This window comes from uncultured Campylobacter sp. (genome assembly GCF_944323605.1).
Taxonomy (GTDB): Bacteria; Campylobacterota; Campylobacteria; order Campylobacterales; family Campylobacteraceae; genus Campylobacter_D.
This window is the reverse complement of the sequence record NZ_CALUTC010000002.1, coordinates 51,810-75,512: the sequence shown is the minus strand read 5'-3', so window position 1 is coordinate 75,512 and position 23,703 is coordinate 51,810. Positions and strand designations below refer to the sequence as shown.

19 protein-coding genes and 6 tRNA genes are annotated in these 23,703 nt (G+C 30.1%); 11 read left to right on the top strand and 14 right to left on the bottom strand.

What is annotated here, in order from left to right; genetic code table 11:
• The 6 genes from Q0J35_RS02085 to Q0J35_RS02060 are packed head-to-tail and all read right to left on the bottom strand — an operon-like array spanning position 1 to position 6,589.
• The gene (locus Q0J35_RS02085; protein ID WP_297192887.1) at positions 1-1,098 is read right to left on the bottom strand and encodes a glycosyltransferase; all 1,098 of its coding nucleotides are present in this window, start codon (positions 1,096-1,098) and stop codon (positions 1-3) included.
• Positions 1,086-2,015 (bottom strand): glycosyltransferase family 2 protein, encoded by a 930-nt coding sequence (locus Q0J35_RS02080; RefSeq protein ID WP_297192886.1) that lies wholly within the window; start codon positions 2,013-2,015, stop codon positions 1,086-1,088. Before Q0J35_RS02080 ends, Q0J35_RS02085 begins: the two co-directional genes overlap by 13 nt.
• Positions 2,012-3,079, bottom strand: coding sequence for a glycosyltransferase (locus tag Q0J35_RS02075; protein ID WP_297192885.1), 1,068 nt, complete (start codon positions 3,077-3,079; stop codon positions 2,012-2,014). The genes Q0J35_RS02080 and Q0J35_RS02075 overlap by 4 nt, the downstream gene beginning before the upstream one ends.
• Positions 3,076-4,773: an ABC transporter ATP-binding protein gene (locus Q0J35_RS02070; RefSeq protein WP_297192884.1), complete on the bottom strand. Its 1,698-nt coding sequence runs from the start codon at positions 4,771-4,773 to the stop codon at positions 3,076-3,078. The genes Q0J35_RS02075 and Q0J35_RS02070 overlap by 4 nt, the downstream gene beginning before the upstream one ends.
• Positions 4,767-5,753, bottom strand: a complete 987-nt coding sequence (gene galE, locus Q0J35_RS02065) for a UDP-glucose 4-epimerase GalE (protein ID WP_286005621.1) — start codon at positions 5,751-5,753, stop codon at positions 4,767-4,769. Before galE ends, Q0J35_RS02070 begins: the two co-directional genes overlap by 7 nt.
• A gap of 50 nt (positions 5,754-5,803) precedes the next feature.
• A complete protein-coding gene (locus Q0J35_RS02060; protein ID WP_297192883.1) occupies positions 5,804-6,589 on the bottom strand; it encodes a 3'-5' exonuclease in 786 nt (261 codons plus the stop codon).
• Positions 6,590-6,655: 66 nt separating this feature from the next.
• Here Q0J35_RS02060 and waaC point away from each other — a divergent pair, with 66 nt between their 5' ends.
• The 4 genes from waaC (at position 6,656) to Q0J35_RS02040 (ending at position 14,051) form a co-directional block, all read left to right on the top strand.
• Positions 6,656-7,684 carry a lipopolysaccharide heptosyltransferase I gene (gene waaC / locus Q0J35_RS02055; RefSeq protein WP_297192882.1) on the top strand — a complete coding sequence of 343 codons (1,029 nt, stop codon included), beginning with the start codon at positions 6,656-6,658 and terminating at the stop codon, positions 7,682-7,684.
• On the top strand, positions 7,671-8,552 hold the full coding sequence (locus Q0J35_RS02050) for a lipid A biosynthesis lauroyl acyltransferase (protein WP_297192881.1): 882 nt from the start codon (positions 7,671-7,673) through the stop codon (positions 8,550-8,552). Before waaC ends, Q0J35_RS02050 begins: the two co-directional genes overlap by 14 nt.
• 207 nt (positions 8,553-8,759) lie before the next feature.
• Positions 8,760-12,248 (top strand): proline dehydrogenase family protein, encoded by a 3,489-nt coding sequence (locus tag Q0J35_RS02045; RefSeq protein ID WP_297192968.1) that lies wholly within the window; start codon positions 8,760-8,762, stop codon positions 12,246-12,248.
• Positions 12,249-12,260: 12 nt separating this feature from the next.
• Positions 12,261-14,051 carry a sodium:proline symporter gene (locus Q0J35_RS02040; RefSeq protein ID WP_297192880.1) on the top strand — a complete coding sequence of 597 codons (1,791 nt, stop codon included), beginning with the start codon at positions 12,261-12,263 and terminating at the stop codon, positions 14,049-14,051.
• Between the two features lie 23 nt (positions 14,052-14,074).
• Here the strand turns inward: Q0J35_RS02040 and Q0J35_RS02035 are convergent.
• The 5 genes from Q0J35_RS02035 to Q0J35_RS02015 all read right to left on the bottom strand — a co-directional run bounded on the left by Q0J35_RS02035 (position 14,075) and on the right by Q0J35_RS02015 (position 14,502).
• Positions 14,075-14,159, bottom strand: a tRNA-Leu gene (locus Q0J35_RS02035).
• 4 nt (positions 14,160-14,163) lie between these two features.
• Positions 14,164-14,240 (bottom strand) — tRNA-Arg (locus Q0J35_RS02030).
• Positions 14,241-14,252: 12 nt separating this feature from the next.
• Positions 14,253-14,329, bottom strand: a tRNA-Arg gene (locus tag Q0J35_RS02025).
• Between the two features lie 3 nt (positions 14,330-14,332).
• Positions 14,333-14,409, bottom strand: a tRNA-His gene (locus Q0J35_RS02020).
• Between the two features lie 15 nt (positions 14,410-14,424).
• Positions 14,425-14,502 (bottom strand) — tRNA-Pro (locus tag Q0J35_RS02015).
• Positions 14,503-14,668: 166 nt separating this feature from the next.
• Here Q0J35_RS02015 and Q0J35_RS02010 point away from each other — a divergent pair.
• The 4 genes from Q0J35_RS02010 to Q0J35_RS01995 all read left to right on the top strand — a co-directional run bounded on the left by Q0J35_RS02010 (position 14,669) and on the right by Q0J35_RS01995 (position 17,127).
• On the top strand, positions 14,669-14,995 hold the full coding sequence (locus Q0J35_RS02010; protein WP_297192879.1) for a DUF2325 domain-containing protein: 327 nt from the start codon (positions 14,669-14,671) through the stop codon (positions 14,993-14,995).
• Between the two features lie 72 nt (positions 14,996-15,067).
• Positions 15,068-15,559: a flavodoxin FldA gene (fldA, locus tag Q0J35_RS02005; protein ID WP_297192878.1), complete on the top strand. Its 492-nt coding sequence runs from the start codon at positions 15,068-15,070 to the stop codon at positions 15,557-15,559.
• Between the two features lie 33 nt (positions 15,560-15,592).
• Positions 15,593-15,668 (top strand) — tRNA-Val (locus Q0J35_RS02000).
• Between the two features lie 175 nt (positions 15,669-15,843).
• Positions 15,844-17,127 carry a site-specific integrase gene (locus Q0J35_RS01995; RefSeq protein WP_297192877.1) on the top strand — a complete coding sequence of 428 codons (1,284 nt, stop codon included), beginning with the start codon at positions 15,844-15,846 and terminating at the stop codon, positions 17,125-17,127.
• 329 nt (positions 17,128-17,456) lie between these two features.
• Here the strand turns inward: Q0J35_RS01995 and Q0J35_RS01990 are convergent, their stop codons facing one another.
• From Q0J35_RS01990 to Q0J35_RS01980, 3 genes are all read right to left on the bottom strand, one after another.
• The gene (locus tag Q0J35_RS01990; protein WP_297192876.1) at positions 17,457-17,987 is read right to left on the bottom strand and encodes a hypothetical protein; all 531 of its coding nucleotides are present in this window, start codon (positions 17,985-17,987) and stop codon (positions 17,457-17,459) included.
• A 186-nt stretch (positions 17,988-18,173) separates the two neighbouring features.
• Positions 18,174-19,205: an AAA family ATPase gene (locus tag Q0J35_RS01985; protein ID WP_297192875.1), complete on the bottom strand. Its 1,032-nt coding sequence runs from the start codon at positions 19,203-19,205 to the stop codon at positions 18,174-18,176.
• Positions 19,195-19,425 carry a helix-turn-helix domain-containing protein gene (locus tag Q0J35_RS01980; RefSeq protein ID WP_297192874.1) on the bottom strand — a complete coding sequence of 77 codons (231 nt, stop codon included), beginning with the start codon at positions 19,423-19,425 and terminating at the stop codon, positions 19,195-19,197. The genes Q0J35_RS01985 and Q0J35_RS01980 overlap by 11 nt, the downstream gene beginning before the upstream one ends.
• Before the next feature lie 111 nt (positions 19,426-19,536).
• Here Q0J35_RS01980 and Q0J35_RS01975 point away from each other — a divergent pair, with 111 nt between their 5' ends.
• The 3 genes from Q0J35_RS01975 to Q0J35_RS01965 all read left to right on the top strand — a co-directional run bounded on the left by Q0J35_RS01975 (position 19,537) and on the right by Q0J35_RS01965 (position 23,644).
• The gene (locus Q0J35_RS01975; RefSeq protein ID WP_297192873.1) at positions 19,537-20,199 is read left to right on the top strand and encodes a helix-turn-helix domain-containing protein; all 663 of its coding nucleotides are present in this window, start codon (positions 19,537-19,539) and stop codon (positions 20,197-20,199) included.
• 957 nt (positions 20,200-21,156) lie between these two features.
• The gene (locus tag Q0J35_RS01970; protein ID WP_297192872.1) at positions 21,157-21,741 is read left to right on the top strand and encodes an outer membrane beta-barrel protein; all 585 of its coding nucleotides are present in this window, start codon (positions 21,157-21,159) and stop codon (positions 21,739-21,741) included.
• Between the two features lie 130 nt (positions 21,742-21,871).
• Entirely contained in the window at positions 21,872-23,644 is a 1,773-nt protein-coding gene (locus tag Q0J35_RS01965) for a PhoX family phosphatase (RefSeq protein WP_297192871.1), read from the top strand.
• Positions 23,645-23,703 lie beyond the last annotated feature (59 nt).

Sequence of the window (23,703 nt, the reverse complement as noted above, 5' to 3'; positions counted from 1 at the left end):
CTAATCCTTTAAAAATGCCAGAGCTTCTTTTGCTATCTTTGTTTTATCAAAATCTTTAGCTCTAAATTTAGCCTTTTGTTTGTAAGTGCTTCTTAATTCGCTATTTTCTAGCATAGTTTTAAGCCCTTCAAACATAGATTTCTCATCATTAACTTTAACCAATAGTCCAAATTCATTATCTTTAAATAATTCTTTAGCCCCACTTTGATGATCCGTGCAAACAACAGCACAAGAACAAGCCAAGCTTTCTATAAGAACATTAGAAAAACCCTCAAAAGATGAAGCAAAAGCAAAAAATTCACACTTGCTCATATACTTATAAGGATTTTTATCAAATCCTAATAAAAAAACCTTATCTTCTAAATTTAAATCCCTTATAAGCTGCTCTAAACTATCTTTTAAAACCCCCTCACCTAATATACACAGTTTTAACTTTGTATCAAGTTTAGAATAAGCTCTTATCAAAAGGCTGTGATTCTTTCCTTTGTCAAGCCTACCAACCGTTAGTATAAAAGGTTCTTTAAAGTCTATATTTTCTTTTGCCTTTTCCTCTATACCGTCTAAATCTATAGCGTTATATAAAATTTTACATTTAATCTCATCTACCTTAAAATTTTTAAGCAAATCCTCTTTATTTCCTTGTGAATTTGCAAGAATTAAATCAGCCTTATTATAAAGCATTTTTATTAAAAATTTGTTTATAAAAGATGTTAGAGACGGTTTTTTATACATAACGCTTGGAGTGGTGCATTCATTTATAATAAGTCTTGATTTTAAACCAAAAATCCTAGCCAAAAGGGCTATATAATTTGGTCTATTTAAGAAAACAAATTGTGTATTTATGTCTAATTCTTCACAAAGTTTTTTATATTTAAAGGCTAAAAAAGGAAGTTTGATAAATTTTAATATTGCATTTTCATCTGCTTTTGACTGCTCTAAAAAATGAATTTTCGTGTCTTTAATATCATAAGAAATTTTTTCAGACATTAAAATCAAATGAGTATCAAAGTGTAAATTTAAAGTAGGAAGCAAGGTTGCAACCACTCTTTCAGCACCGCCAGAACCCAAAGAATATATAAAGATAGCTAGTTTTTGCATTTCATTCTCACTCTTATTTTTGATAAAAAAGCTATAATTGTATTTGGCAAAAAGCTTACAAGTAAAAGCAAAAAGGCTGGTAAATTTGGGCTTATCTTTATGCTTTTAAAAATACAGTAAAACATTTCTTTATACATTTTAGCTAATTTTGCATAATAAGCTGCCATTTTATAATAAATCGCACAAGTTTTTTTATAATCCTTATCGCTTTGTAATTCTTTTTCTAAAATTTTAGCAAGTTCTAAATAGCCAAGATATACTCTATTTGCATTATTATAAGCACCTTTTGTAACACTGTCATTTCTATTTATCCTATAAATTCTTAAAGCCTTGTGTATATAAAGACTTTTTTCTTTGTATAAATTTACCCATAAAACAGCTTCATTGCCGTAAAATTCATCATTAAATCTTTTATCATCAAGTAAGCTTCTTTTAAATATAGACAAAAATTCACCATAAAATTTTCCAAGTAAAAAATCCTTTTTGCTTACCTCTTGTTCCTTGTCTAAACCCTTGCCGCTAAATTCTTGTTTTAACTTGCCATTTTCCTCTATCAAACAGTTTCCAAAAATATGTGAATATCCAAGCTTTGCTTTATCAACCAAAGATAAAGTAGCACCGTCTAATAACTCATCATCATCATCTAAAAACATAACAAATTCGCCACTAGCGTTATCTAAAGCATTGTTTTTGTTTCCATTTGGTCCTTTTTTGTATTTTGTATTTGTTACAAATTTTATCCTCTCATCTTCAGCCATAAGCTTATTTACTACATTTTTCGTATCATCGCTTGAATTATCATCGCTTATGATAATTTCTAAATCTTTAAAATCTTGCTTTAAGACACTTAAAATGGCTTTTTGCAAAAGGGTGCTTCTATTATAAGTGCTGATTAAAACAGATAAAAAAGGTTTCATTTTTGCACTTCCTTTATAAAAGACAAAAGTCTATCACTTAAGACTTTTGTATCAAAGCTTTGTTTTCTTTTTTCTGCATTCTCTAAAATTTGCAAAAGTAGTTTTTCATCTAAAAGCAGACTAGATAAGGCTTTGCTTAAAGAGATAAAATCATCTGTTTTTACCAGCAAACCGTCCTTTTTATCCTCTATCAAATCGTCTAAATTGCCCTTATATCTAGTGCTAATCCTTGCTACATCAAAATAAAGACTTTCTATGAGAACAGTTGGCAAACCCTCTACAAAAGAGCATAAACAAAGCACCTTAGCTTTTTTGTAAAGCTTTGAAATTTCAGAAACCTTACCTAGAAATTTTACATTTATCTTTAAATCTTTTGCTAAATTTTCTAAATATTCTCTAAGCTCTCCATCTCCAGCCACAACAAAATCATAATCTTTTCTAAGATTTTCATCTAAATTTGCTACAGCTTTTAAAAACATTTTTGCATTTTTATTTTCATCTAGCCTGCCAACAAAAAGAACTAAATTTTCCTTTTTAGATTTTTGTATATTTTGTGTGCTAAAATGGCAGGGATTTAAAAGCACTCTAACATCTTTTACAAATTTTTCATAATAAATCTTATCTTCATTAGATAAAACAGTCAAAAGCTTTGCGTAAGGGTAAGTAAGCCTTCTTAAAAAACGCCAAATTTTTGATTTTAGATAAGATTGTGAGCTATGTTCGCATATAATCAAAGGCTTATTCAAGCCTATATTTGCTATTATACAAGCTATGTTTGTGCTGTCTAAAAAAGAGACATAAACATCGCTTTTCTCATCTTTTAAAGCCTTTCTTAAAGCTAAAAATTTTTTTATCCTACTTGCTATTTTATTGTATAAACTGTTAAAGCTAAACTGCTTTAATGTTTTTACAGACACTCTTTCATCAAGTTCATAAAAGCTATTTTCCTTGTGAAATTTAACTATACTTACATTATGTTCTTTACAAAGTTCATTGGCAAAAGAAACACAAACCCGTTCAGCACCACCAGCATTTAAAGTAGCTATTATAAAACTTATTTTCATTCTTTTTCCACTGTAATTTTTCCTTTAGAAAGTCGATAAACCTTATCGCAATTTCTTATAGTGCTTAAACGGTGGGCTATAATGATTAATGTTTTATCCCTACTAATACTATAAATTTCATTCATTATTTTTTCCTCGCTTTTATCGTCTAAAGCTGATGTAGCCTCATCAAGAACTAAAATTTCAGGATCATTATAAAGTGCTCTTGCTATGGCTATTCTCTGTTTTTGCCCTCCGCTTAGATTGTTTCCTCCGTCTCCTACCTTTGTATAAATTCCATCTTTTAAAGAAGAGATAAAATCTTTTAAATTTGCTTGTTCTAAAACTTTTTTAACCTTATTTTCATCTATATCTTCGCAAAATGCTACATTGCTTGCTATGCTATCATTAAAAAGATAAATTTGCTGCGGTATGTAGCCTATCTTTTGCCTAAAGTCTTTGCAATTATTTTCGTTTAATAATTTGCCGTCTATTAAAAGCTCTCCTTTGCTTGGCTTTAAAAGAGAGCATAGCAAGTCAAGCAAGGTGCTTTTACCGCCTCCGCTTTCTCCTACAAGAGCTATTTTTTCGCCCTTTTTAATAACAAAATTTAAATTCTCAAAAAGAAGAGCCTTGTCTTTGTAAGCAAAACTTATGTTTTTTAATTCTATTTTTTCTTTAAAACTTATTTTTTCATCTTTTAAGCTCTCGTCTTTACTTTGCAAAGCATTATAAATAATATCCAAAGAAGAACGGTAATAAAGCAAGTCGTGATAGCTCGTGATAATGCGATTCGCACTTGGCATAAGCCTATAAAGTGCTAAGACAAACATAGATATCATAGCCAAAGCATTTGATATATCGCTTTTTTCTTGCATTATGAGTAGTATAACTATAAATATCAAAACACAAAAGCCAACAGCTTCTAAAAAAATTCTAGGCATAGCATTTACGCTTTCACTCGTTATATTTGCCTTTGAGAAATCTAGGCTTTGTGAGTCAAAAAGTTTAGTTACATCTTTTTCCTTTGCTCTTAATTTTATAAATTTAAAATTACTTAAATTTGTCTCAACAGTTTCGAAAAAATCTTTCATAGCCTTTTCTCTTTTTACGCCGGCTTTTTTTATCATAGGAGACAGTATTTTTACTAATATAAGAGCATTTACCAGCAAAAACCCGCTTAAAAATAGAGTTATTTTATAATCAACAAAAAGCATTAAAAGATATATAAGAAAAACTACAAAAATTTCACTAAGCATAAGTAAAAATGAAGCAAGCATTGTGCTTAAATTATACGCTTCGTGGCTTATAGTTTTAACAAGTTCTGATTTGTTTTGATAAGTAAAATCTTCATAATTTAAAGAAAAATATTTTTTAAAAACCCTAAGTGCAAAAAGGTGGTATCTACCTTTTGAAAATTTAGCTAAAAGATGAAAATAAATTCCATTTAAAACCGCTCTAAAAACGTAAAATACAATCAAAACAAAGCCTAGATATACCACAAATTCATAAGGGCTTAATGAAAAAAAATTAAGCAAAGACATAAGATAAGCATTGCTTGAAAAATAAGAAAAATTGCTAGCCAAAGAGACAAAAGGCATTATAAGGCTTATAGCAAAACTTTCTATAAAAGATACAAATATAGAAAATAAAAGCAAGAAAAATAAAAATCTCTTATCTTGCTTGCTTAACACGAAAAAAAGTTTTTTTAACACTGCTTTTCCCACTTATAAGCACTATTGCAAATCAGTTCTAAATCATCGTATTTTGGCTTCCAAGAAGTCTTTTTTCTAATCTTACTTGCATCAGAAATCAAAACGCTAGGATCTCCTGCTCTTCTAGGAGCATTTTCAACCTTAAAATCAACACCACTAACCTTTTTCATCGCGTCTATAACCTCTTTCACGCTGAAACCGTGTCCGTAACCTACATTAAAAACATCACTTTCATTATCTTTTAGGTATTCAAGAGCCGCTAAATGTGCGCTTGAGATATCATCAACATGTATATAATCTCTTATACAAGTGCCATCTCTTGTATCGTAATCATCTCCGAAAATGAAAAGTTTTTCTCTTTTATGTGCCGCACACTCGGCAGCTACCTTAGTAAGCAATGTAGCTTTTGGGTATCTTTGTCCTATGCCGTAAGTATTACAAGCCCCGGCTACATTAAAATATCTTAAAATACAGTGCTTAAAGCTAGGATTTGCCATACTTGCATCCCTTAAAACCTCTTCACTCATAAGCTTAGACCTTCCGTAAGGATTTATTGGTTTTAATTCGCTAGTTTCACTAACAACAGGATTTTCTGGCTCACCATAAGTCGCAGCTGTAGATGAAAAAATAAATTTATTTGTGCCATTTTCTAGACAAGTTTGTATTAAATTTGTAGTATTAACTGTATTATTCATATAGTATTTTAATGGATTTTGCATACTTTCAAAAACCTCTATACTAGCAGCAAAATGCACTACTGCTTCGAATTTTTGCTCTTTAAAAAGCTTTTTAACTCCATCAAAGTCATTTAAATCCATTTTAACAAAGTTAAATTCTCTTAATTTTTGCAAATCTTTTATGCTTATCTCGCTTCCCTTTGATAGATTGTCTAAAACTACTATTTCATTATCTGTTTCTAAAAATTGTTTTAAGGTATGAGAACCTATATACCCTGCTCCACCTGTTAATAAAATCTTCATTATCCCTCCTTTAATATTTAGAATTTTACCTTATCTTTGCTAATCAATAATTAAGCCAAAAGCTCTTTTTCACAAGCTTTTATAAAAATATCGCTGTATGCTCTGTGCTTTTTGTGAGAGCTTAGATATTCGCTCATAAGCCCTAAATAATGCTTGTAATCGCTATCGTTTAAATTTCCTTTTATAAGTTCATATTTTAAAAAAAGCATATAAGTATTTAAGGTATCACTTTCACAATATTCATGTATCTTTTCGAGTTGATTTTCATAGTAAAGACTAAGAACATCAGAGCCATTTACATCATATTTTCCGGGCAAATTTGCCATAGAACAAATAGTATCAAGCTTTAAGCCTTTTAAAGAAAACGCCCCTAAAGATTCTAACAAATCACAGTGTTTTATCTCGCTATATCTTGTTTTGTAGTTATTCCATTTATCTTCTTGACTTAAATAAGCACTTGCTTTTATGTTGTATTTTAAAGCTCTTAATACCAATAAGGGCATATCATAATTTTTGCCATTAAAACTAACTAATCTTGGTTCGTAATCTTCTATTATCTTAAAGAAATTTGATATTAAGGTTTTTTCATCATCACCTGATATTTTATCAACCTTTATAAAGGAGGCAAAACTGTCGCAAAGAGTGGCACAAATGCTTACTATTTTGTGAAATGGCAGGGGTAAAAACTCTGTATCATTCTCATCTTTATATGCTTTTAGCATTTGCTTAGATACTTCATAATCATCTCCATCAAAGCCATAAAGCTTTCTTACAAGCTCGACATCTATTATACTTTCACAATCAAATACGCAAATATAGCCCTCATTTTTTTTCATTTTTATCCTTTTAGTAAATAAAATTTTGTTAAAATCATAGCCAAAATTACAAGGTAAGTAAATAAAATGAAAATAGCCATAATAAGACTTTCAGCACTTGGAGATATAATACAAAGCACTGTTATCTTGCAGCTCATAAAAGAAAAATTTAAAAATGCTAAAATTCATTATTTTATAGATGAAAAATTTAAAAATATACTCTTAAACCACCATCTTATAGATAAACTATACACCTTACCGCTAAAAGAGAAAAAAATTTTAAAAAGCCTAAAAATAGCTTTTGAGGCTAGGAAAAATCACTATGATTTTGTAATAGATATGCAAGGTCTTGTAAAATCTGCTATTTTAAGTGCCTTGCTTTCAAAAAAAAATTATGGCTTTGATAAATATAGCATAAAAGAAAGTCTAGCAAGTATTTTTTATAAAAATAAACTAAACATTTCTTATAATACAAATATTTATGAAAGAAATCTTAGCTTGCTTTGTTTTGCTTTAAATTTGAAAATTGATATAAGAGAATTTCTGCTAAATAAAAAACCCTGCTTCATAAGTGATGAAAAGTTAGAAGCGAAATTAAAAGCTGATTTGTCTTTAAGTGATGATAAAAAGATTTTTTTAATACACTGTGGCTCTAGTGTAGAAAATAAAATCTATCCAAAAAAAAGAATGGCTAAGCTCTGTAAAAAGCTAGCTTCTAGCTATTTAGACTATGATTTTTTGCTATGTTTTGGCTGCGACAAGGAAAGAGATTTCGCCTGTTTTGTGCTTGAATTTTGCAAAGATGAGGATAATGTTAAACTGTGCAAACAGCTTAGTCTGCAAGAATTAATTTCAATCACCAAGCTAAGTTCTTTTGTGCTTGGAAACGATAGTGGTCCAACACATCTAGCCTTTGCCTTAAACAAGCCTTCGCTTACTGTCTTTGGTGCAACACCTAGCAAAAGAAATGCTTATGAAACTAAGATAAATTTTACAATAAACGCAAATAAAGAAATAGACGCTACAAGACTTGATAAGAGTGATTTTTGCATAGAGGATATAGATGAAAATGAAATTTTTGCGAAAATAAAAGGTTTTTTAGATGAGAAAAAGTGATATTTTATATCTAGGGCTTTATTATATTTTAAAAACTATTTTTAAAATTTTGCCTAAAAAATCTATAAAAATACTAGCAAATTTAATAGCAACAACAAGCTTTAAGCTAAACAAAAAACATAGAAAAATAATAGACACAAACTTAAGCGTGTGCTTTCCCCAAAAAGACAAAAAGGAAAGAGATGAAATTTCATTAAACATATATAAATCTTTTGCCAAATTTGGATTTGATTTTTTAGCAAATGAAAATATAGATAAAGAGCAGTTAGAAAAAAAAGTAGCTGTGGAAAATTTTGATGATTTTAAAAGAATTTCTTTTTGCGGAAGAAAGCTTATTTTTACAACTGCACATTATGGAAACTGGGAACTTTTACCAAGCTTTTACTCTGCTTTATTTAAAAAAATATCAATAGTTATGAGAACATTAGATAGTAATGTTATGGATAAGATTGTTTCAAAAAATCGCTCAAAATTTGATGTGGAGTTAATAGACAAAAAAGGCGGTGCAAAGGCTATGTTAAAGGCTTTAAGAGATGATAGAGTTTTAGGAATTTTAAGCGATCAAGATGTAAGCGATAATGAAGCCTTGAAAATAAAATTTTTTGACAAAGATGTAAATTTTATAAGTGGAGCAAGCATCATAGCTAAGAAAAGTGCTGCACTTATCGTGCCTGTTTTTATTTACCAAATAGATGATGATAGATACTGCATAAAACATTTTAAAGAAATGGACGCAAAAGAACACTCCATAGAAGAGCTTACAAAATACCAGGCAAAATGCCTTGAAAATATGATAAAATTTAAACCTGATGAGTATTTTTTCTTTCATAAAAGATTCAAAAGATATTATCCAGAACTTTATGATTAAAACTGTTACATTTTGAAACACAAATAATACATTTTTTTTACCTAGCTTAATAAGATAAACTGCCTAAAAAAGCTATGTTTTCACTACAAAGCAAGAAATACATTCCACAAACAGTTAAAATAATCTTTGTTACATTTTTTACTTTGAATAAAACTTGTGTATAATAAAAAATGATTAAAACCATTAGGAGAACTTAAAATGGATAAAATAGTCCAAGATAGCTTAGAATTTGCAAAAAATTTGCAAGAAAAAATAGTGCAAAATATAAGTGAAAACGAGAAAAATTTTCACAGTAAAATGCAAAAACTGCTTAACAATCCTGAAAATAAAGTTATGCTTATAGAGCTTCTAGACAGATCATTTCGATGTAAAGACAAAAAAGCAAGTTTTGAATTTATAGAATACACTTTGCGTAAATTTGGTATAGCTGATTTTTTTACTAGCTTTGAAAAATTTTTACTTTTTGTATTTTTAAATTTTGGTCGCCTTGCACCTAGTATATCGGTGCCATTTTTCGTGTCTCATCTTAGGAAAGATACGAGTGCTATGGTTTTAGATGCCAATGAAAATTTTTTAAAACCTCACATAGAAAAGAGAAAAACAGAGGATAAAATCACGCTGAATGTAAATTTAATAGGAGAAGAGGTTTTAGGAGAAGCCGAAAGTAAAATAAGGATAAAAAAATACGAGGAAGCTTTAAAATCAAGCTATATAACTTACATTTCTATAAAAATCACCACTATTTTTTCACAAATCAATATAATAGACTTTGAATACTCAAAAGATGAGGTGGTAAAAAGGCTAGATCATCTGTATGCCTTAGCACAAGAGGAGGAAAAAAAGCAAGGGGTTGAAAAATTCATAAATCTTGATATGGAGGAATTTAGAGACCTAGAGCTAACAGTTGCTGCTTTTATGGAAAGTCTTAGTAAATTTAATATAAAAGCCGGTATTGTCTTACAAGCTTATATACCAGATTCTTACGAATATCTTAAAAAGCTATTTGCCTTTTCAAAAGAAAGGGTTTTAAAGGGAATGAAACCTATAAAAATCCGCTTTGTAAAAGGTGCAAATATGGAAAGTGAAGAAACAATAGCTAGTCAAAGAGCTTGGGAACTTCCTACCTTTTACAAAAAAGTGGATACAGATAGCAATTACAACAAAATGCTTGATTTCATACTAAAAGATGATAATTATAAATACATAAACATAGGCATAGCAAGCCATAACATCTTTGAAATAGCTTATGCTTACACTAGAATCAAGGAGGCAAATGCACTTGAAAGCTTTACTTTTGAAATGCTTGAAGGCATGAGTTTGCAGTGTTCTTATGAATTATCTAAAATTCACAACTTAATACTTTACGCACCAGTTTGCGATGAAGCACATTTTAACAATGCTATAGCATATCTAGTAAGAAGGCTTGATGAAAACACTAGCGAAGATAATTTTATGCGTTATTTTTTCAACTTAAAAGTAGGAGATAATAACTGGGAAATTCAAAAAGAAATTTTCTTAAAATCACTAGAAGGCATTAAAACGCTAGACAACACAACCCACAGAAAACAAGACAGAAACAAAGAACAAAATATAAAAAGCTCGTATGAAAGCAAAAAATTTCAAAACGAAAGCGATACGGATTTTATCTTGCCACAAAATAGAATTTGGGCTAAAAAAATCAAAGAAAAATATGAAAATTTAAGCAAGTATGATGTTTATCCGCTTATAGAAAAACAAATAAAAGATGAAAATTTAAACTACATAGAAGTAAGAGACAAGATAAAAAACCAACTCATAGGCAAGGCTTATTTAGCCGGTGAAAAAGAGATAAAATTAGCACTTGAGGTAGCTAAAAAATCCAAATTTAAAGAAAAAAGCTTTGATGAAATACATCAAATTCTAGCTAAGGCAGCTAAAATAATGAGAGAGAAAAGAGGAGATTTGATAGGCATTGCAGCCTTAGAGGTTGGCAAAACTTTTTTAGAAATTGATCCTGAAGTTAGCGAAGCCATTGATTTTACTGAATTTTATCCACATTCATTACAAAAGCTAAGAGAGCAAAACCCGCAAACAAAATTCTCTCCAAAAGGCATAGGCGTAACTATAGCTCCTTGGAATTTTCCTGTAGGAATTTCTGTAGGCACTATAGTAGCACCATTAGCAGCAGGAAATGTAGTCATTTATAAGCCTTCCTCTTTATCAACTCTAACCGGATATATGATTTGCGAATGCCTTTGGGAAGCTGGAATTCCAAAAGACGCACTTATTTTTCTACCATCAAAAGGTAGCGATATATCAAAATATCTACTTAAAGATGAATCGATAAAATTTTCTATACTTACGGGAGGAGAAGAGACTGTTTACAAAATGCTAGATGCAAATCCTACACTTCTTTTAAGTGCTGAAACAGGTGGCAAAAACGCTACTATAGTTTCTAAATTTGCTGATAGAGATAGTGCGATTAAAAATATCATTCACTCCGCTTTTTCAAATTCTGGTCAAAAATGCTCTGCAACCTCATTGCTTGTGCTTGAAGAGGAGGTGTATGAAGATGAAGAGTTTAAAAAGACTCTCGTAGATGCGGCTTCATCTATGTCTGTTGGCTCTCCTTTTGAATTTAAAAACAAAATAGCCGCACTTTGTGACAACATAGATTCTAAAGTTCAAAAAGCACTTGATGAGCTTGAAACTTATGAAGAATGGGCTTTAAAACCTAAATTTATAAACAATAACAAGCATTTAATGACTCCGGGAATAAAATATGGCACAAAAAAAGGCGATTTCACCCATATGACAGAGCTTTTTGCACCAATTTTAACAGTAATGAAAGCAAAAAACTTAAAAGAAGCGATTGAGATAGTAAATTCGACAGGATACGGACTAACCGCTGGTTTTGAAAGCCTTGATGAAAGAGAATGGGAATACTTTCACACTCACATAGAAGCTGGAAATATTTATATAAACAAGCCTACAACAGGTGCTATAGTTTTGCGTCAGCCTTTTGGAGGGGTTAAAAAATCCGCTATTGGCTTTGGTAGAAAGGTAGGAATTTACAATTATATAACACAGTTTTTAGACATAAGCCAAGATAATGCAGATGAAAATTTGCTAGAAAATGAGCTTACAAAAGCACTGGAAAATATAAATTTAGATGATAAAGATTGTATAAACAAGCTTACTTTGATGGCAAAATCTTATGTTTATCACTACCAAAACGAATTTTGTTTATCTAAGGATTATGTTGGCATTAGAGGGGAAGAAAATTTATTTTCTTACACAAAGATAAAAAATTTAGCCTTTAGAGTGTGTAAAGAGGATAATTTGCAAGATATTTTAGGGGTAAGTTTAGCAGCTAGTATATTAAAAATAAAGCTTCTTATAAGTTTTGATGAAAACGAAAACATAACAAAGGCAAAAGAAGTTTGCGAAAAGCTAAATTTAAACGCTAGTTTTATAAAAGAAAAACTTGAAGACTTTGTGGCTAAGATAGATGAGTATGAGAGAATTCGCTATCACGCAAAACCTAGTGTAGATGATGAAATTTACATAAAAGCTGCTTCTTTGGCTAAAATCATCATAAGAGATAAGCCGATTTTAAACGGTCGTTTTGAGTTATTGTTTTATCATAATGAAAAATCTCTAAGCATATCGTATCACAGATATGGAAATTTAGGGATTCGTGCTTTAAAAAAATAAAAGGAGAAAAAAATGGAAGTTGTAAGCATAAATACACCTATTGCGATAATGTTTGTTGCCTATTCGGCTTTAATGCTCTTTATAGGTTTTTATTTTTATAGACAAAACAAAAGCACAGAGGACTATTTTTTAGGTGCTAGATCTATGGGTCCTGCTATATCAGCACTTAGTGCTGGGGCTTCTGATATGAGTGGCTGGTTATTAATGGGCTTACCAGGAGCATTATATGTCAGCGGTTTTGTTGATAGCTATATAGCTATAGGCTTAACTATTGGTGCTACTTTAAACTGGATTTTTGTAGCAAAAAGACTTAGAATTTATACAGGAATCGCATCAAATTCCCTAACCATACCCGATTATTTTGAAAAAAGATTTAGCGATGATAAGCATATACTAAGGATTATATGTGCTATTGTTATACTAATATTTTTTACATTTTATGTTTCATCTGGACTGGTAAGTGGGGCAAAATTGTTTGAAGAAGTATTTGGTATAAAGTATTCTTACGCACTTACAACAGGAACAGTGATAATAGTAGCCTATACATTTTTTGGTGGATATAAAGCAGTGTGTTGGACGGATATGATACAAGGCTTACTTATGCTTTTAGCCCTTGTTGTAGTGCCTATTGTTATGCTTACGCATATTGGTGGTCTTAGCGAGGCTGCAAAATATGTAAAACTTTCTGATGAATCTAGCAAAAAAATAGTAGAAATTCAAAAAGATGTTCCAAATATAGTGCAAAATTTAGACTCCTCAAAAGATAAAATTCAAATCTTAATCACAGAGTTACAAAATACTCAAGATAGAATGATAAACGCATCTAAGCTTTCAAATGAGCTTAAAAATAATGCCGATATATTAGCACTTTTTAACAATGACTTAAGCGTTTCTATTTCGTCTCGAGAATTCGCAAAAAAACTTGAAGAAGCACTGCAAACAAATGACAATAATAAATTAATATCGCTTCTTAACGCTTGGCAATATATACCTTTCGTTGCAAAGGAAAGATTACAGTGGTTTGAAGGAGTTTCTATCTTAGGTATAATTTCAGCACTTGCTTGGGGGCTTGGGTATTTTGGTCAGCCTCATATTTTGGTGCGTTTTATGTCTATAAAATCTACAAAAGATATACCAAGTGCGACTGTTATAGGGATAGGCTGGATGGCGATTTGCTTGATTGCAGCTTGCTTTATAGGTGTGCTTGGGGTTGCGTATGTAAATAAATTTAATCTCACTTTGCAAGATCCAGAAAGAATTTTTATAGTTATGTCTCAACTTTTGTTTAATCCTTGGATAGCTGGAATTTTACTATCAGCTATTTTAGCAGCTATTATGAGCACAGCTAGTTCTCAACTTCTAGTTTCAAGCTCTACCATAGCAGAAGATTTTTATAAAAGAGTTTTTAGACAAGATGCACAAGATTCAACAGTGCTAAAACTAGGTAAAATAGGTGTTTTAATAGTTGCGGTAATAGCCTTTTTAATCTCTACCGATAAAAATTCAAGTATCTTAAGTATAGTAGCTTATGCTTGGGCTGGTTTTGGTGCTAGTTTTGGTTCTGTTATGATTTTTTCACTATTTTGGAAAAAAATGACTAAACTTGCAGCTATTTTAGGTATGATAACAGGTGCTGTAGTTGTTATACTTTATAAAAATGTCCTAGCAGAAGCTTTGAATTTCCCTATCTACGAGATAGTTCCGGGCTTTATATGTGCGTCTTTAATGATAATAATAGTAAGCTTGGTTAAAAAAGATGAAAAAAGCGAAAAAGAATTCGAAGTTATTGTGAAAAATATTTAAACCTCTAAAAGGCTATTAAGTAGTGGTGCGGATGAAAGGACTTGAACCTTCACGCATTGCTGCACCAGATCCTAAGTCTGGCGTGTCTGCCAATTTCACCACATCCGCAAAATGGTACGCTCAAGAGGATTCGAACCTCTGACCTACGGCTTAGAAGGCCGTTGCTCTATCCAGCTGAGCTATGAGCGCTTAAGCTAAAAATGGTGCGCCCGATAGGAATCGAACCCATAACCTACAGATCCGAAGTCTGTTGCTCTATCCAGTTGAGCTACGAGCGCGACTGGGGTGAGTGATGGGAATCGAACCCACGACCCTCAGGACCACAATCTGATGCTCTAACCGACTGAGCTACACTCACCATTTTTAAGTAAAATGGTCGGGGTGAAAAGATTCGAACTTTCGGCCCCCTGGTCCCAAACCAGGTGCGCTAACCAGACTGCGCTACACCCCGAGCTACAAAAATAAACGGTAATTCTATATAAAAAATTTTTAAAAGTCAAGAATTTTATAAAAATACATAAAATTATTTTTTATAAAAATAATAATTGCTTTCAAAATAAATTTATATTTTATATATTATAATAACAATTATTAAAATCTTTTAATAAGGAGAAAAAATGCAAATTTTAGTTATAGGAGCAGACGATATAACCTCTATAAAAGCTGTTTTAAGTAATTTGGGAGCTAAGGATATAAAGCATTGGGACGCAAGAAACGAAAATAGAGTAAATAAAAAACCTATACCAAAAAATACAGAGTGCATAGTTATGCTAACTAGCTTCTTAAACCATAACACAATGAAAAAGATAAAAAGCGAAGCTAAAAAGAGAAAAATAGCCTTAGTTTGTGCAAAAAGGTCTGTATCTTGCGTTTATGCTGAATATTGCAAAGTGTTTGGCTTGGATAAAGATTTTTCTTGTAAGGTTTGCAAGAAGCTACAGTGATTTTAAGAAAATATTATACAAAATATGATAGAATGCAAAATTTAAGAAAAATTTTATTTAAGGAGATTAGAAATGTCTGTTGCTGTAATTTATGGAAGCTCTATGGGAAATACAGAAGGTGCTGCAAATACAATAGCAGAAAAACTTGGCATAAGCGATGTTTTAAATATATCTGACATAGATGCTGCTAAAATAAATTCATACGACAAGCTTATAGTTGGTTCATCTACTTGGGGAAGTGGAGATTTACAAGATGACTGGGATTCTTTTGATTTTTCAGCTTTAAAACTAGACGGAAAGACCGTGGCTGTTTTTGGTATGGGAGATAGCGAATCTTATTCTGATACATATTGCAATGCTATGGGAAAACTAGCTGAGAATTTCAAAAAAGCTGGTGCTAAATTAGTAGGTCAAGTTTCAACAGAAGGATATAGCTATGAAGCTAGTGAAGCCGTAGTTGATGGCAAATTTGTTGGTCTTGCCTTAGATAATGACAATCAAGAAGATTTAACTGAAGAAAGAATAAACAACTGGGTAGAGCAAATAAAAGCTCAATTTGCATAAAAATTTAAGCTAGGTTAAGTCCTAGCTTTTTTTGGTTCCGTAACTCAGTTGGTAGAGTATCACCTTGACATGGTGGAAGTCGTTGGTTCGAGCCCAATCGGAGCCACCATTTAAGATTTTTTTAAGTTTTTTTAGCTTTCTTTAACTTCTTTCAAATGCTTATATATTAAGCTCTATATTGCTTTTAATTTCTTTTTCTTTCTCTTTGTGCTATAATCGTTTCGTATTATTTAAGTTGCTAATTGGGTTACTAAAAATTTATTAGGTTACTTTTAGGAGAATTTATGGCAAATATAGCAAAAACCTATCTAAACGATAAAGATATAAGAAGTCTTACTCAAAAAGAAAGGAAATATTTTAGAGTTGTTGGAAATCCTAAAGAATTATGTATATTTATAAATCCAAAAGGCACTAAGGTTTTTTCTTTAAGGATAAGACATAATGAGAAATCATATTTTTATAAAATAAAGGAATTTAGAGAAGGAATTTATAGTGTGGCAGAAGCTAGAAAAGACGCCATAAAACTACTCAAAGAGCTTGAGGGTGGCAATGACATACAAGCTCTTAAAAATGCTAATGAAAAATATAAATTTAAAAATCTCTTTGCTTTATTTATGCAGCAAAAGCGTAAAAAAGGTTTAAGTGATAGCTATACTAAAAAAGTAATACAAATGCACGAAAAATACCTTTTGCCAAGTTTAGCTGAATTTGATGTTAAAAATATAAAATATAGTGATTTGCTTGTAATTTTAAATGCTATTTATAATCCAAATAATCCTCGCACAAGCAGACTCGAAACTATACATCGCCTTATTAATCATTTGCAAGGTGTATTTAAGATAGCTATAAAAGACAGATATTTAGACTTTGACCCAAGCTTTGGCTTAAAAGATGAATTTCCAAGTCCAGCAAGGTTTAAAGTTTTACATAGCATAGATACAAGATATCCGGCACTTACACAAAAAGAAGATTTACAAGATTTTATTAAGGACTTAAAAAACGACAATAAAATGGAACTACAAACCAAAAGAGCCATTTATTTGCAAATTTTAAGCGTAAATCGTCCATTTAATACAGCTAGTGCTAAATGGACTGATATAGACTTTGAAAATAGGATTTGGACTATACCAGCCAATGAAATGAAAACTAGGACAGCACACGAAATACCCCTAAGTGAAACTATGATACAAATTCTTAAAGAGCAGTTTTTATTCAGTGGTAATATTAGCAAGTTTGTATTTCCTGCCTTTAATACTCTAGGGCATATTCATAGGGACAGCATAGGCAAGGCAATTAGAAATTTAGGTGCAAAGAATAAATACAAAGAAAAGGCAAGTTCTCACGGGTTTAGAGCTACCTTTAGAACAATTTGTTCGCAAAACAAAGGTGAGCTTTTAAAGCTTGGTATAAGCGAAGAGGTAATAGAAAGTGTTTTAGCACATAAAGAGCTTAATCAAATCAAATTCTCTTATGAAAGACAAAAGGCTACCATAGAACAAAAACGAGAGCTTTTGCAGTGGTATGAAAACTATCTTAATAATTTAGAAAATTTGGGTATAATCCAATAATCCTACAATCAAAACAAAGATTTCTTTTTATCTTTGGGGCATTTCTTTTTAATTTCTTTTTAATGCCATTAAAAAGAAATAACACATTGATATATAGACATTTGAAAGCATTTTTTCTATTTCTTTTTAAAAAATAGGTGTGTATAGGGATAAAAAGAAATACAAATTTATATGTTAAAAGTTCTATGTAGCAGTGTTTTGGATTACTTTTTAACAAGATTAAAATAATTCTTAGGATTAAGATTTTATGTAGTAGAAATATTTCATCTTTCTTTTGGAGTTTATGAAAAGCTCTTTAAAAATACTCTAGGTATTTTTAAAGGCTTTGCTTAAATTTTATCCTTTGTCTTTTTGATTATATTTTCTAAATTTAAAGTCAATTTATCAATTTTTGCAACTATGTTTTTTAACATTAGCTCGAGATTTTTTTCATTAACCTTAATCAATTTTTTTCTTTTAAGCTCTCTATTTAATGCGTTTAAATTTCTACCCAATATATTTATACTTGTCTTAGTTGATGTGAGCTCTAAAAGTTCTTTAGTGTTTTGGAATTTATCTTTATAAATTTCATTTAGTATGATGTATCTTAATTCTTGTGTGAGATGTTTATGACCATTTAGCACTGATTTTTCCTTTAATATTTTCCACTCATTTAGCGTAAAACAAAGTCTAACTTCTTTTGTTCTTTCCTCTTTTCTTTCATTTTTATAGCAAAGTAAATTTCCTTTTATTTCCTCCTCCTCTTGGCTTATTTTTAAAATTGTATTTAAAATTTTAGATTTAGAAGCCTTAGTTTTTTTGCTTAATCCCTCAAGTAGTTTATAATTTTTTTCATCGATTGTAAAAATAAATCTTGCCATAGTGTTTCCCTTTTTACTAATTATTTTACTTTTCTTACAAAAATTTTTTTTGTAAGAAAACTCAACTTTTGTTTTATAAAAACTAAAGTTTTTATAAAACAAAAACTTAAGAGCCTCGCAGAGCAGGAGGGATAAAATTTAAAAGTGTTATATCACTTTGTGGATTTTATCCCTATCCTGCATTAATTAAAAAATATTCAATAATTTAAAAATCTTTTTTTTACCTCCTCTGTTTTGAGAAGACTCATAAACAATGCTAAAATAAATATCTTTGTATTTGTTAAGTAACTTCCACAAAGCATTTCGTCCTACAATTTCTATATAATCAAGTTCAACTCTTTTTTTAATTTCTTTTGCTAAATCTTGCTGATTTAGGCCCTCTTTATATTCACTTAAAATATCCATTACAAGACTTAAAGTTATTTGGCTTTTTTGATTTTCACTATATTTTAAATAATTTACAAAGTCAAAACTTTGATTTTTTGTATCTATTTTAAAAGCACAAGGTTTTGTTTTAAAGCGTCTTTTTTGTGGTTCTAGCAAAATGATAAATTCCTCATTTTCTTTTATGTCTTTTTTGTCTAGGAAATATCCCTCATCAACGCTATCTAAAAAAGCTGTAGCCCCTTTGTAAATTTTGTTATTTTCATCTTGCGTTTGCTTAGGTTGATGATGTAAAAAAATAATACTTGCTCCATTATCTCTTAATTTTTGAAGCTCATCAAAAAATTTAACCATAGCGAAGTCTTTATTGAAATCGTATTGGATAAAATTTCTAATGCTATCAATGATAATTAAAGTATCGTTTAAATTATTTGCTTCTTGCATATCTTTAAAAATAGTGTATTTGTTGTAGTTGTTAGCAAAGTGATAGTGAAAATTTGACATTTGCAAAAATACCTCTACCCTTCTTTCTTTTAATGAAGTTCTAGCATTATCAGCATCAAGATAGATAATATCTTTTATCTTGTTATTTTCAAGCAAAAATTTACTAAGATACAACACAAAATAACTTTTACCAGCTCCCGCTCCCGCATAAATCATCACTAAAGATTGTTTAGGTAAAAAACTCTCTATAAGCCACTTAAATTCTAAATTAATCAAATCTTGAGCCATTATTCTTTTAAAACCTTTTTCTGCTAGAATTTCAGAAATTGGAAATTGTTTTTCCGCTTTATTTATCTTTAAAGCGGGTTCTTGCCTTAAGCTATTGTTCATATTCAAACCTATTATTAATTGTGTTTTTATTTAGCCAACTTTCAATATCACTTCTTCTATACAGGATAGTTTTACCAAGCTTTATGAAAGGTATAGAATTTTCTTGATTATAATGCTTACGCATACGCATTTTGTATTGTTTATTTGTGCTTATGCCAAATTCTCTTTCAAGTTCTTTTGGTGTAAGAAAGTCTTTGTTTTTTAGTTCTTTTATTGACATTTGTATTCTCCTTTACAGAAATTAAAGGATATTATATCATATTATTTCTAATAATTTGACTAATTTTATTTTTAATTTCGATTAAAGATAAAATTAGCTACAATTACTAATATGAAAACAGTTGGTGATAAACTACGAGATTTACGCAACATTTATGGACTAAGTCAAAGAGAATTTGGCGATAAAATCGGTGTAACTAGAGGTAGTATAAATTCTTACGAAAATAATGTTAATCCTCTTACTCAAGCTGTAAAATGGAAAATTTTGCAAGGCACAGGTATAGGCTTTGAATATTTTGATACTGATATGAGTCTCAACGAGGCTTTTATAAAATATGGCATAGACCCAAGCAAGAAGCTTGAGTTTATAGAAATGGAAGAAAGTATTTGTGCTGTTTATGAGGGAGTTGAAAATTTTATAGATGGTAAGTGCGAACAAAATCCGCTAAATATAAAATCTTGGTTTTTAAATGCTTTATTTGAGGGAATGGGAAATTTTGATATTTGCTTCATTAAAGTTAAATATAATGAGTTAGAACCCTATGCTAAAAATAATGAAATTTTAGTCGTTGTGCGTGAGAATAATCTTAAAAATGGAGATAAAATTATTATCGATTTTAAGGGAAGTATTCTTGTAGCACAGTATTTTAAAGAATTTGATGATATAATATTAAAAAGCTTAAATGGTAAAAAAATTAATCTAAAAGAAAACGATTTTAATAAAAATTTAAAAGTCATTGCTGTCATCAAGGGTAAATATTTCTTTGATATATAGCTCTTTTTTGGCGTATTATCAAAGCCTTTAAAAATACCTAGAGTATTTTTAAAGAGCTTTTCATAAACTCCAAAAGAAAGATGAAATATTTCTACTACATAAAATCTTAATCCTAAGAATTATTTTAATCTTGTTAAAAAGTAATCCAAAACACTGCTACATAGAACTTTTAACATATAAATTTGTATTTCTTTTTATCCCTATACACACCTATTTTTTAAAAAGAAATAGAAAAAATGCTTTCAAATGTCTATATATCAATGTGTTATTTCTTTTTAATGGCATTAAAAAGAAATTAAAAAGAAATGCCCCAAAGATAAAAAGAAATCTTTGTTTTGATTTTTTATAAAATTCACCATTAAAAATATAAATTAGGTTACCAATTGGGTTGCTAAATAAAAACTTAAATCTGCGAATAACTATAAAATAGGACTTTAATTTGATAGTTTGAATTCAATCGGACCACCATTTTTGCTTAGAATATTCAATTCCACCGCCTAAAGCTCCGTAGAGATTAACCATAGATTATATTTATTGTTGGTTTATTCATTATTGTCCCTTTATTTACTTGTTCAAATGATATATAAAATAATGTTTGAAATTTTAACGGTATATGTAAGCGGATGTTTTTATTTTTCTTCCTGTATTAAAGAAAATACATTTCAAAATGAAGCAATGTTAGGAGAAATTGAAAGTTTTATACTAATTTTATTTTTTATTTTTAATATTTTTATATTTTTATTTATATTCAAAATCGTAATAAATGATTCACTAGAGCCAAAGGATACGAAATAAAAGCATAGATATAAAGCCTTAAATCTCTCAAATCGTGGCAAGGAAAGGTGTATTGCGTTTGCAAACAAATTCTGTCATCGCAGAGCTTGAAGCAGTGTAAAAATGGTTTTAATTTAATAAAATTAGCTATAATAAAAAATATTTTTTATGAAAGGATTTCAAATGATTAAAAAAAGTATTTTAGCTTTAAGTTTTACTTGTGCTTTAGCTTTAGCTAATGAAAATGGCTATTTTGCTGGTGCATCTTTTGGGTATTCTTTAGGAACAGTTAGTAATGATAGCGTTATTAATAATTCGGAATCTGATAAAAGCACTAGCGGTTACAATATAAGCATAAAAGGCGGTTATGAGTGGTTTTATAATTCTAGCATTTCTGTAAAACCTTACTTAGAATACACATATTCATCTTACTTAAATTCTGGCTCTTTTGCTAAAGATTTAACTATGAATATCATAACCTTAAATGCCGATGTTAGCTATTATTTCACAAATGATATATCTGTTTTTGCTGGTCTTAGCTTGGGAGAAGTATTTGCAGATACTAGCGGAGGATATGGAAGCGATACAGCTTTTGGATGGGGCTTACAAGCTGGTTGGACTTATAAAATACTTGATTATTTAGAGCTTGAAGGCAAATACAAATGGTTTGATCCAGGTTTAGGAGAAAAATATACAGCTGGTAATACAAGAAAGGTTCAACCAGACGATTCTCATCTTTTCTCTATAGGTCTTAACTACAAATTCTAAGAAAAAGTGGCTTTAAGCCACTTTATTTAAATTTATTCTTTATATCTTTGCTTACGTAAAATACTTAATTAAGTTTCTAAAAAGTTTCCATCTTTTTTTAAAATTCTTAAATATTTTTTTAGGAGTTTTTATGCAAAGAAGAAATTTTATAAAAGGAGCTTGTATAGGTTCTATGGTGGCATTTTTTGCTAATTCAAAACTTTTAGCTTCAAGTAAAAAATTATTAACCTTTGAAGAAGTAAAAGCAAACACAGATGATAAGATTACCGTGCCAAAAGGTTATGAAGCAAAAATTTTAATTTCTTGGGGAGATCCTCTTTTTAAAAAAGCAAAACAATACGATGAAAGCAAAAATATAGATAAAAACGCAGTCACTAATGCATCTCTTAGTTTTGGGGACAATACAGACGGAATGAGTATATTTAAGCTATCAAAAACAAGAGCTATTTTAGCTGTAAATAACGAATACATAAACCCTGAAATAATGTTTAAGCATAATGGCAAAAATCTAAGCAAAGACGATATACTTTACGAGCAAAATAGCCTTGGAGTTTCGATATTTGAGATAGAAAAAAGAGGAAATTTTTACTCCGTAGTGCTTGATTCAAGATATAATAGAAGAATCACAGCCCATACAAAAATAGCCGTAAGTGGTCCAGCAAAATCATCTGTGCTTGGTAAGGAAAAATTCGTTTATGGCACTTTAAATAACTGTGCTAACGGTAAAACTCCTTGGGGAACATATCTTACTTGTGAGGAAAATATAGATGATTTTTTTGGTTTTAATGATAATGAATTTAAATTAAATGAAAATTTAAAAAGATATGGCTTTTCAAAAGAAAGTCTTTATGGCTGGGAAAAATTTGATGAAAGATTTGATATATCAAAAAATCCACAAGAAGCAAATAAATTCGGTTGGGTAGTCGAAATAAATCCTTTCGATAAAAATTCTACACCCGTAAAAAGAACAGCTCTTGGACGGTTTAAGCACGAAAATGCAGAGCTTGTTATAGATAAAGATGGCACTGTGGTAGTTTATATGGGAGATGATGAAGCAAATGAATTTTTATACAAATTTGTAAGCAAGCATAAGTATAAAAAAGGCGTAGCTAATCCTAAAATACTAGATGAAGGCATTTTGTATGTGGCTAAATTTGATGGCAAAGAAGATGATTTTAGAGGTAAAGGCAAGTGGATAGCACTTGAATTTGGTAAAAACGGTCTAAACAAACAAAACGGCTTTGATTCTCAAGCAGATATTTTGATAAATGCTAGATTAGCAGGGACTGTAGTAGGTGCGACTCCTATGGATCGTTGCGAGTGGATAGCCTCTCATAAAGAAAGCGGACAAAAAGAGCTTTTTGTATCTCTTACAAATAATAAAGCTAGAACACAAGCAAATTCAGCCAATCCTAGAGCAAAAAACATATACGGACATATAATAAAATTTTGGCAAAAAAATACGCATAAAGATGAAGAATTTTTTTGGGAAATTTTTGTTTTAGCGGGACAGCCAGATAATAAAAGCGGCTTATACAAGGGTTCAAAAAATATAAACACTCAAAATAAATTCAATTCCCCAGACGGGCTTAAATTCGACAAAGATGGTAGATTGTGGATTCAAACCGATGGAAACTACAGCAATAAAGGGGATTTTGAAGGAATGGGAAATAACTGTATGTTAGCAGCAGATCCTTCAAGTGGTGAGTTAAAGAGATTTTTAGTAGGACCCATAGCTTGTGAGATAACAGGTTTGGCATTTAATGAGGATAGCACTATAGCTTTTGTAGGCATTCAACATCCTGGTGAAAATTTAGCACCTAGCACATTTCCTAATGGAAAAACTCCAAGATCAAGTATAGTTATGATAAGAAAACTTGATGGAGGTGTTATAGGCACATAAATAAATTTATATATTGTTTTCTAAAATATTATATCATTTCAAAAAAAATACTAAAGGAT

Excerpts from the sequence above, each read along its gene's own strand:
- Q0J35_RS02085 (WP_297192887.1), bottom strand. The coding sequence starts at position 1,098 with ATGCAAAAACTAGCTATCTTTATATATTCTTTGGGTTCTGGCGGTGCT.
- Q0J35_RS02080 (WP_297192886.1), bottom strand. The coding sequence starts at position 2,015 with ATGAAACCTTTTTTATCTGTTTTAATCAGCACTTATAATAGAAGCACC.
- Q0J35_RS02075 (WP_297192885.1), bottom strand. The coding sequence starts at position 3,079 with ATGAAAATAAGTTTTATAATAGCTACTTTAAATGCTGGTGGTGCTGAA.
- galE (WP_286005621.1), bottom strand. The coding sequence starts at position 5,753 with ATGAAGATTTTATTAACAGGTGGAGCAGGGTATATAGGTTCTCATACC.
- Q0J35_RS02060 (WP_297192883.1), bottom strand. The coding sequence starts at position 6,589 with ATGAAAAAAAATGAGGGCTATATTTGCGTATTTGATTGTGAAAGTATA.
- waaC (WP_297192882.1), top strand. The coding sequence starts at position 6,656 with ATGAAAATAGCCATAATAAGACTTTCAGCACTTGGAGATATAATACAA.
- Q0J35_RS02050 (WP_297192881.1), top strand. The coding sequence starts at position 7,671 with ATGAGAAAAAGTGATATTTTATATCTAGGGCTTTATTATATTTTAAAA.
- Q0J35_RS02040 (WP_297192880.1), top strand. The coding sequence starts at position 12,261 with ATGGAAGTTGTAAGCATAAATACACCTATTGCGATAATGTTTGTTGCC.
- Q0J35_RS02010 (WP_297192879.1), top strand. The coding sequence starts at position 14,669 with ATGCAAATTTTAGTTATAGGAGCAGACGATATAACCTCTATAAAAGCT.
- fldA (WP_297192878.1), top strand. The coding sequence starts at position 15,068 with ATGTCTGTTGCTGTAATTTATGGAAGCTCTATGGGAAATACAGAAGGT.
- Q0J35_RS01995 (WP_297192877.1), top strand. The coding sequence starts at position 15,844 with ATGGCAAATATAGCAAAAACCTATCTAAACGATAAAGATATAAGAAGT.
- Q0J35_RS01990 (WP_297192876.1), bottom strand. The coding sequence starts at position 17,987 with ATGGCAAGATTTATTTTTACAATCGATGAAAAAAATTATAAACTACTT.
- Q0J35_RS01985 (WP_297192875.1), bottom strand. The coding sequence starts at position 19,205 with ATGAACAATAGCTTAAGGCAAGAACCCGCTTTAAAGATAAATAAAGCG.
- Q0J35_RS01980 (WP_297192874.1), bottom strand. The coding sequence starts at position 19,425 with ATGTCAATAAAAGAACTAAAAAACAAAGACTTTCTTACACCAAAAGAA.
- Q0J35_RS01975 (WP_297192873.1), top strand. The coding sequence starts at position 19,537 with ATGAAAACAGTTGGTGATAAACTACGAGATTTACGCAACATTTATGGA.
- Q0J35_RS01970 (WP_297192872.1), top strand. The coding sequence starts at position 21,157 with ATGATTAAAAAAAGTATTTTAGCTTTAAGTTTTACTTGTGCTTTAGCT.
- Q0J35_RS01965 (WP_297192871.1), top strand. The coding sequence starts at position 21,872 with ATGCAAAGAAGAAATTTTATAAAAGGAGCTTGTATAGGTTCTATGGTG.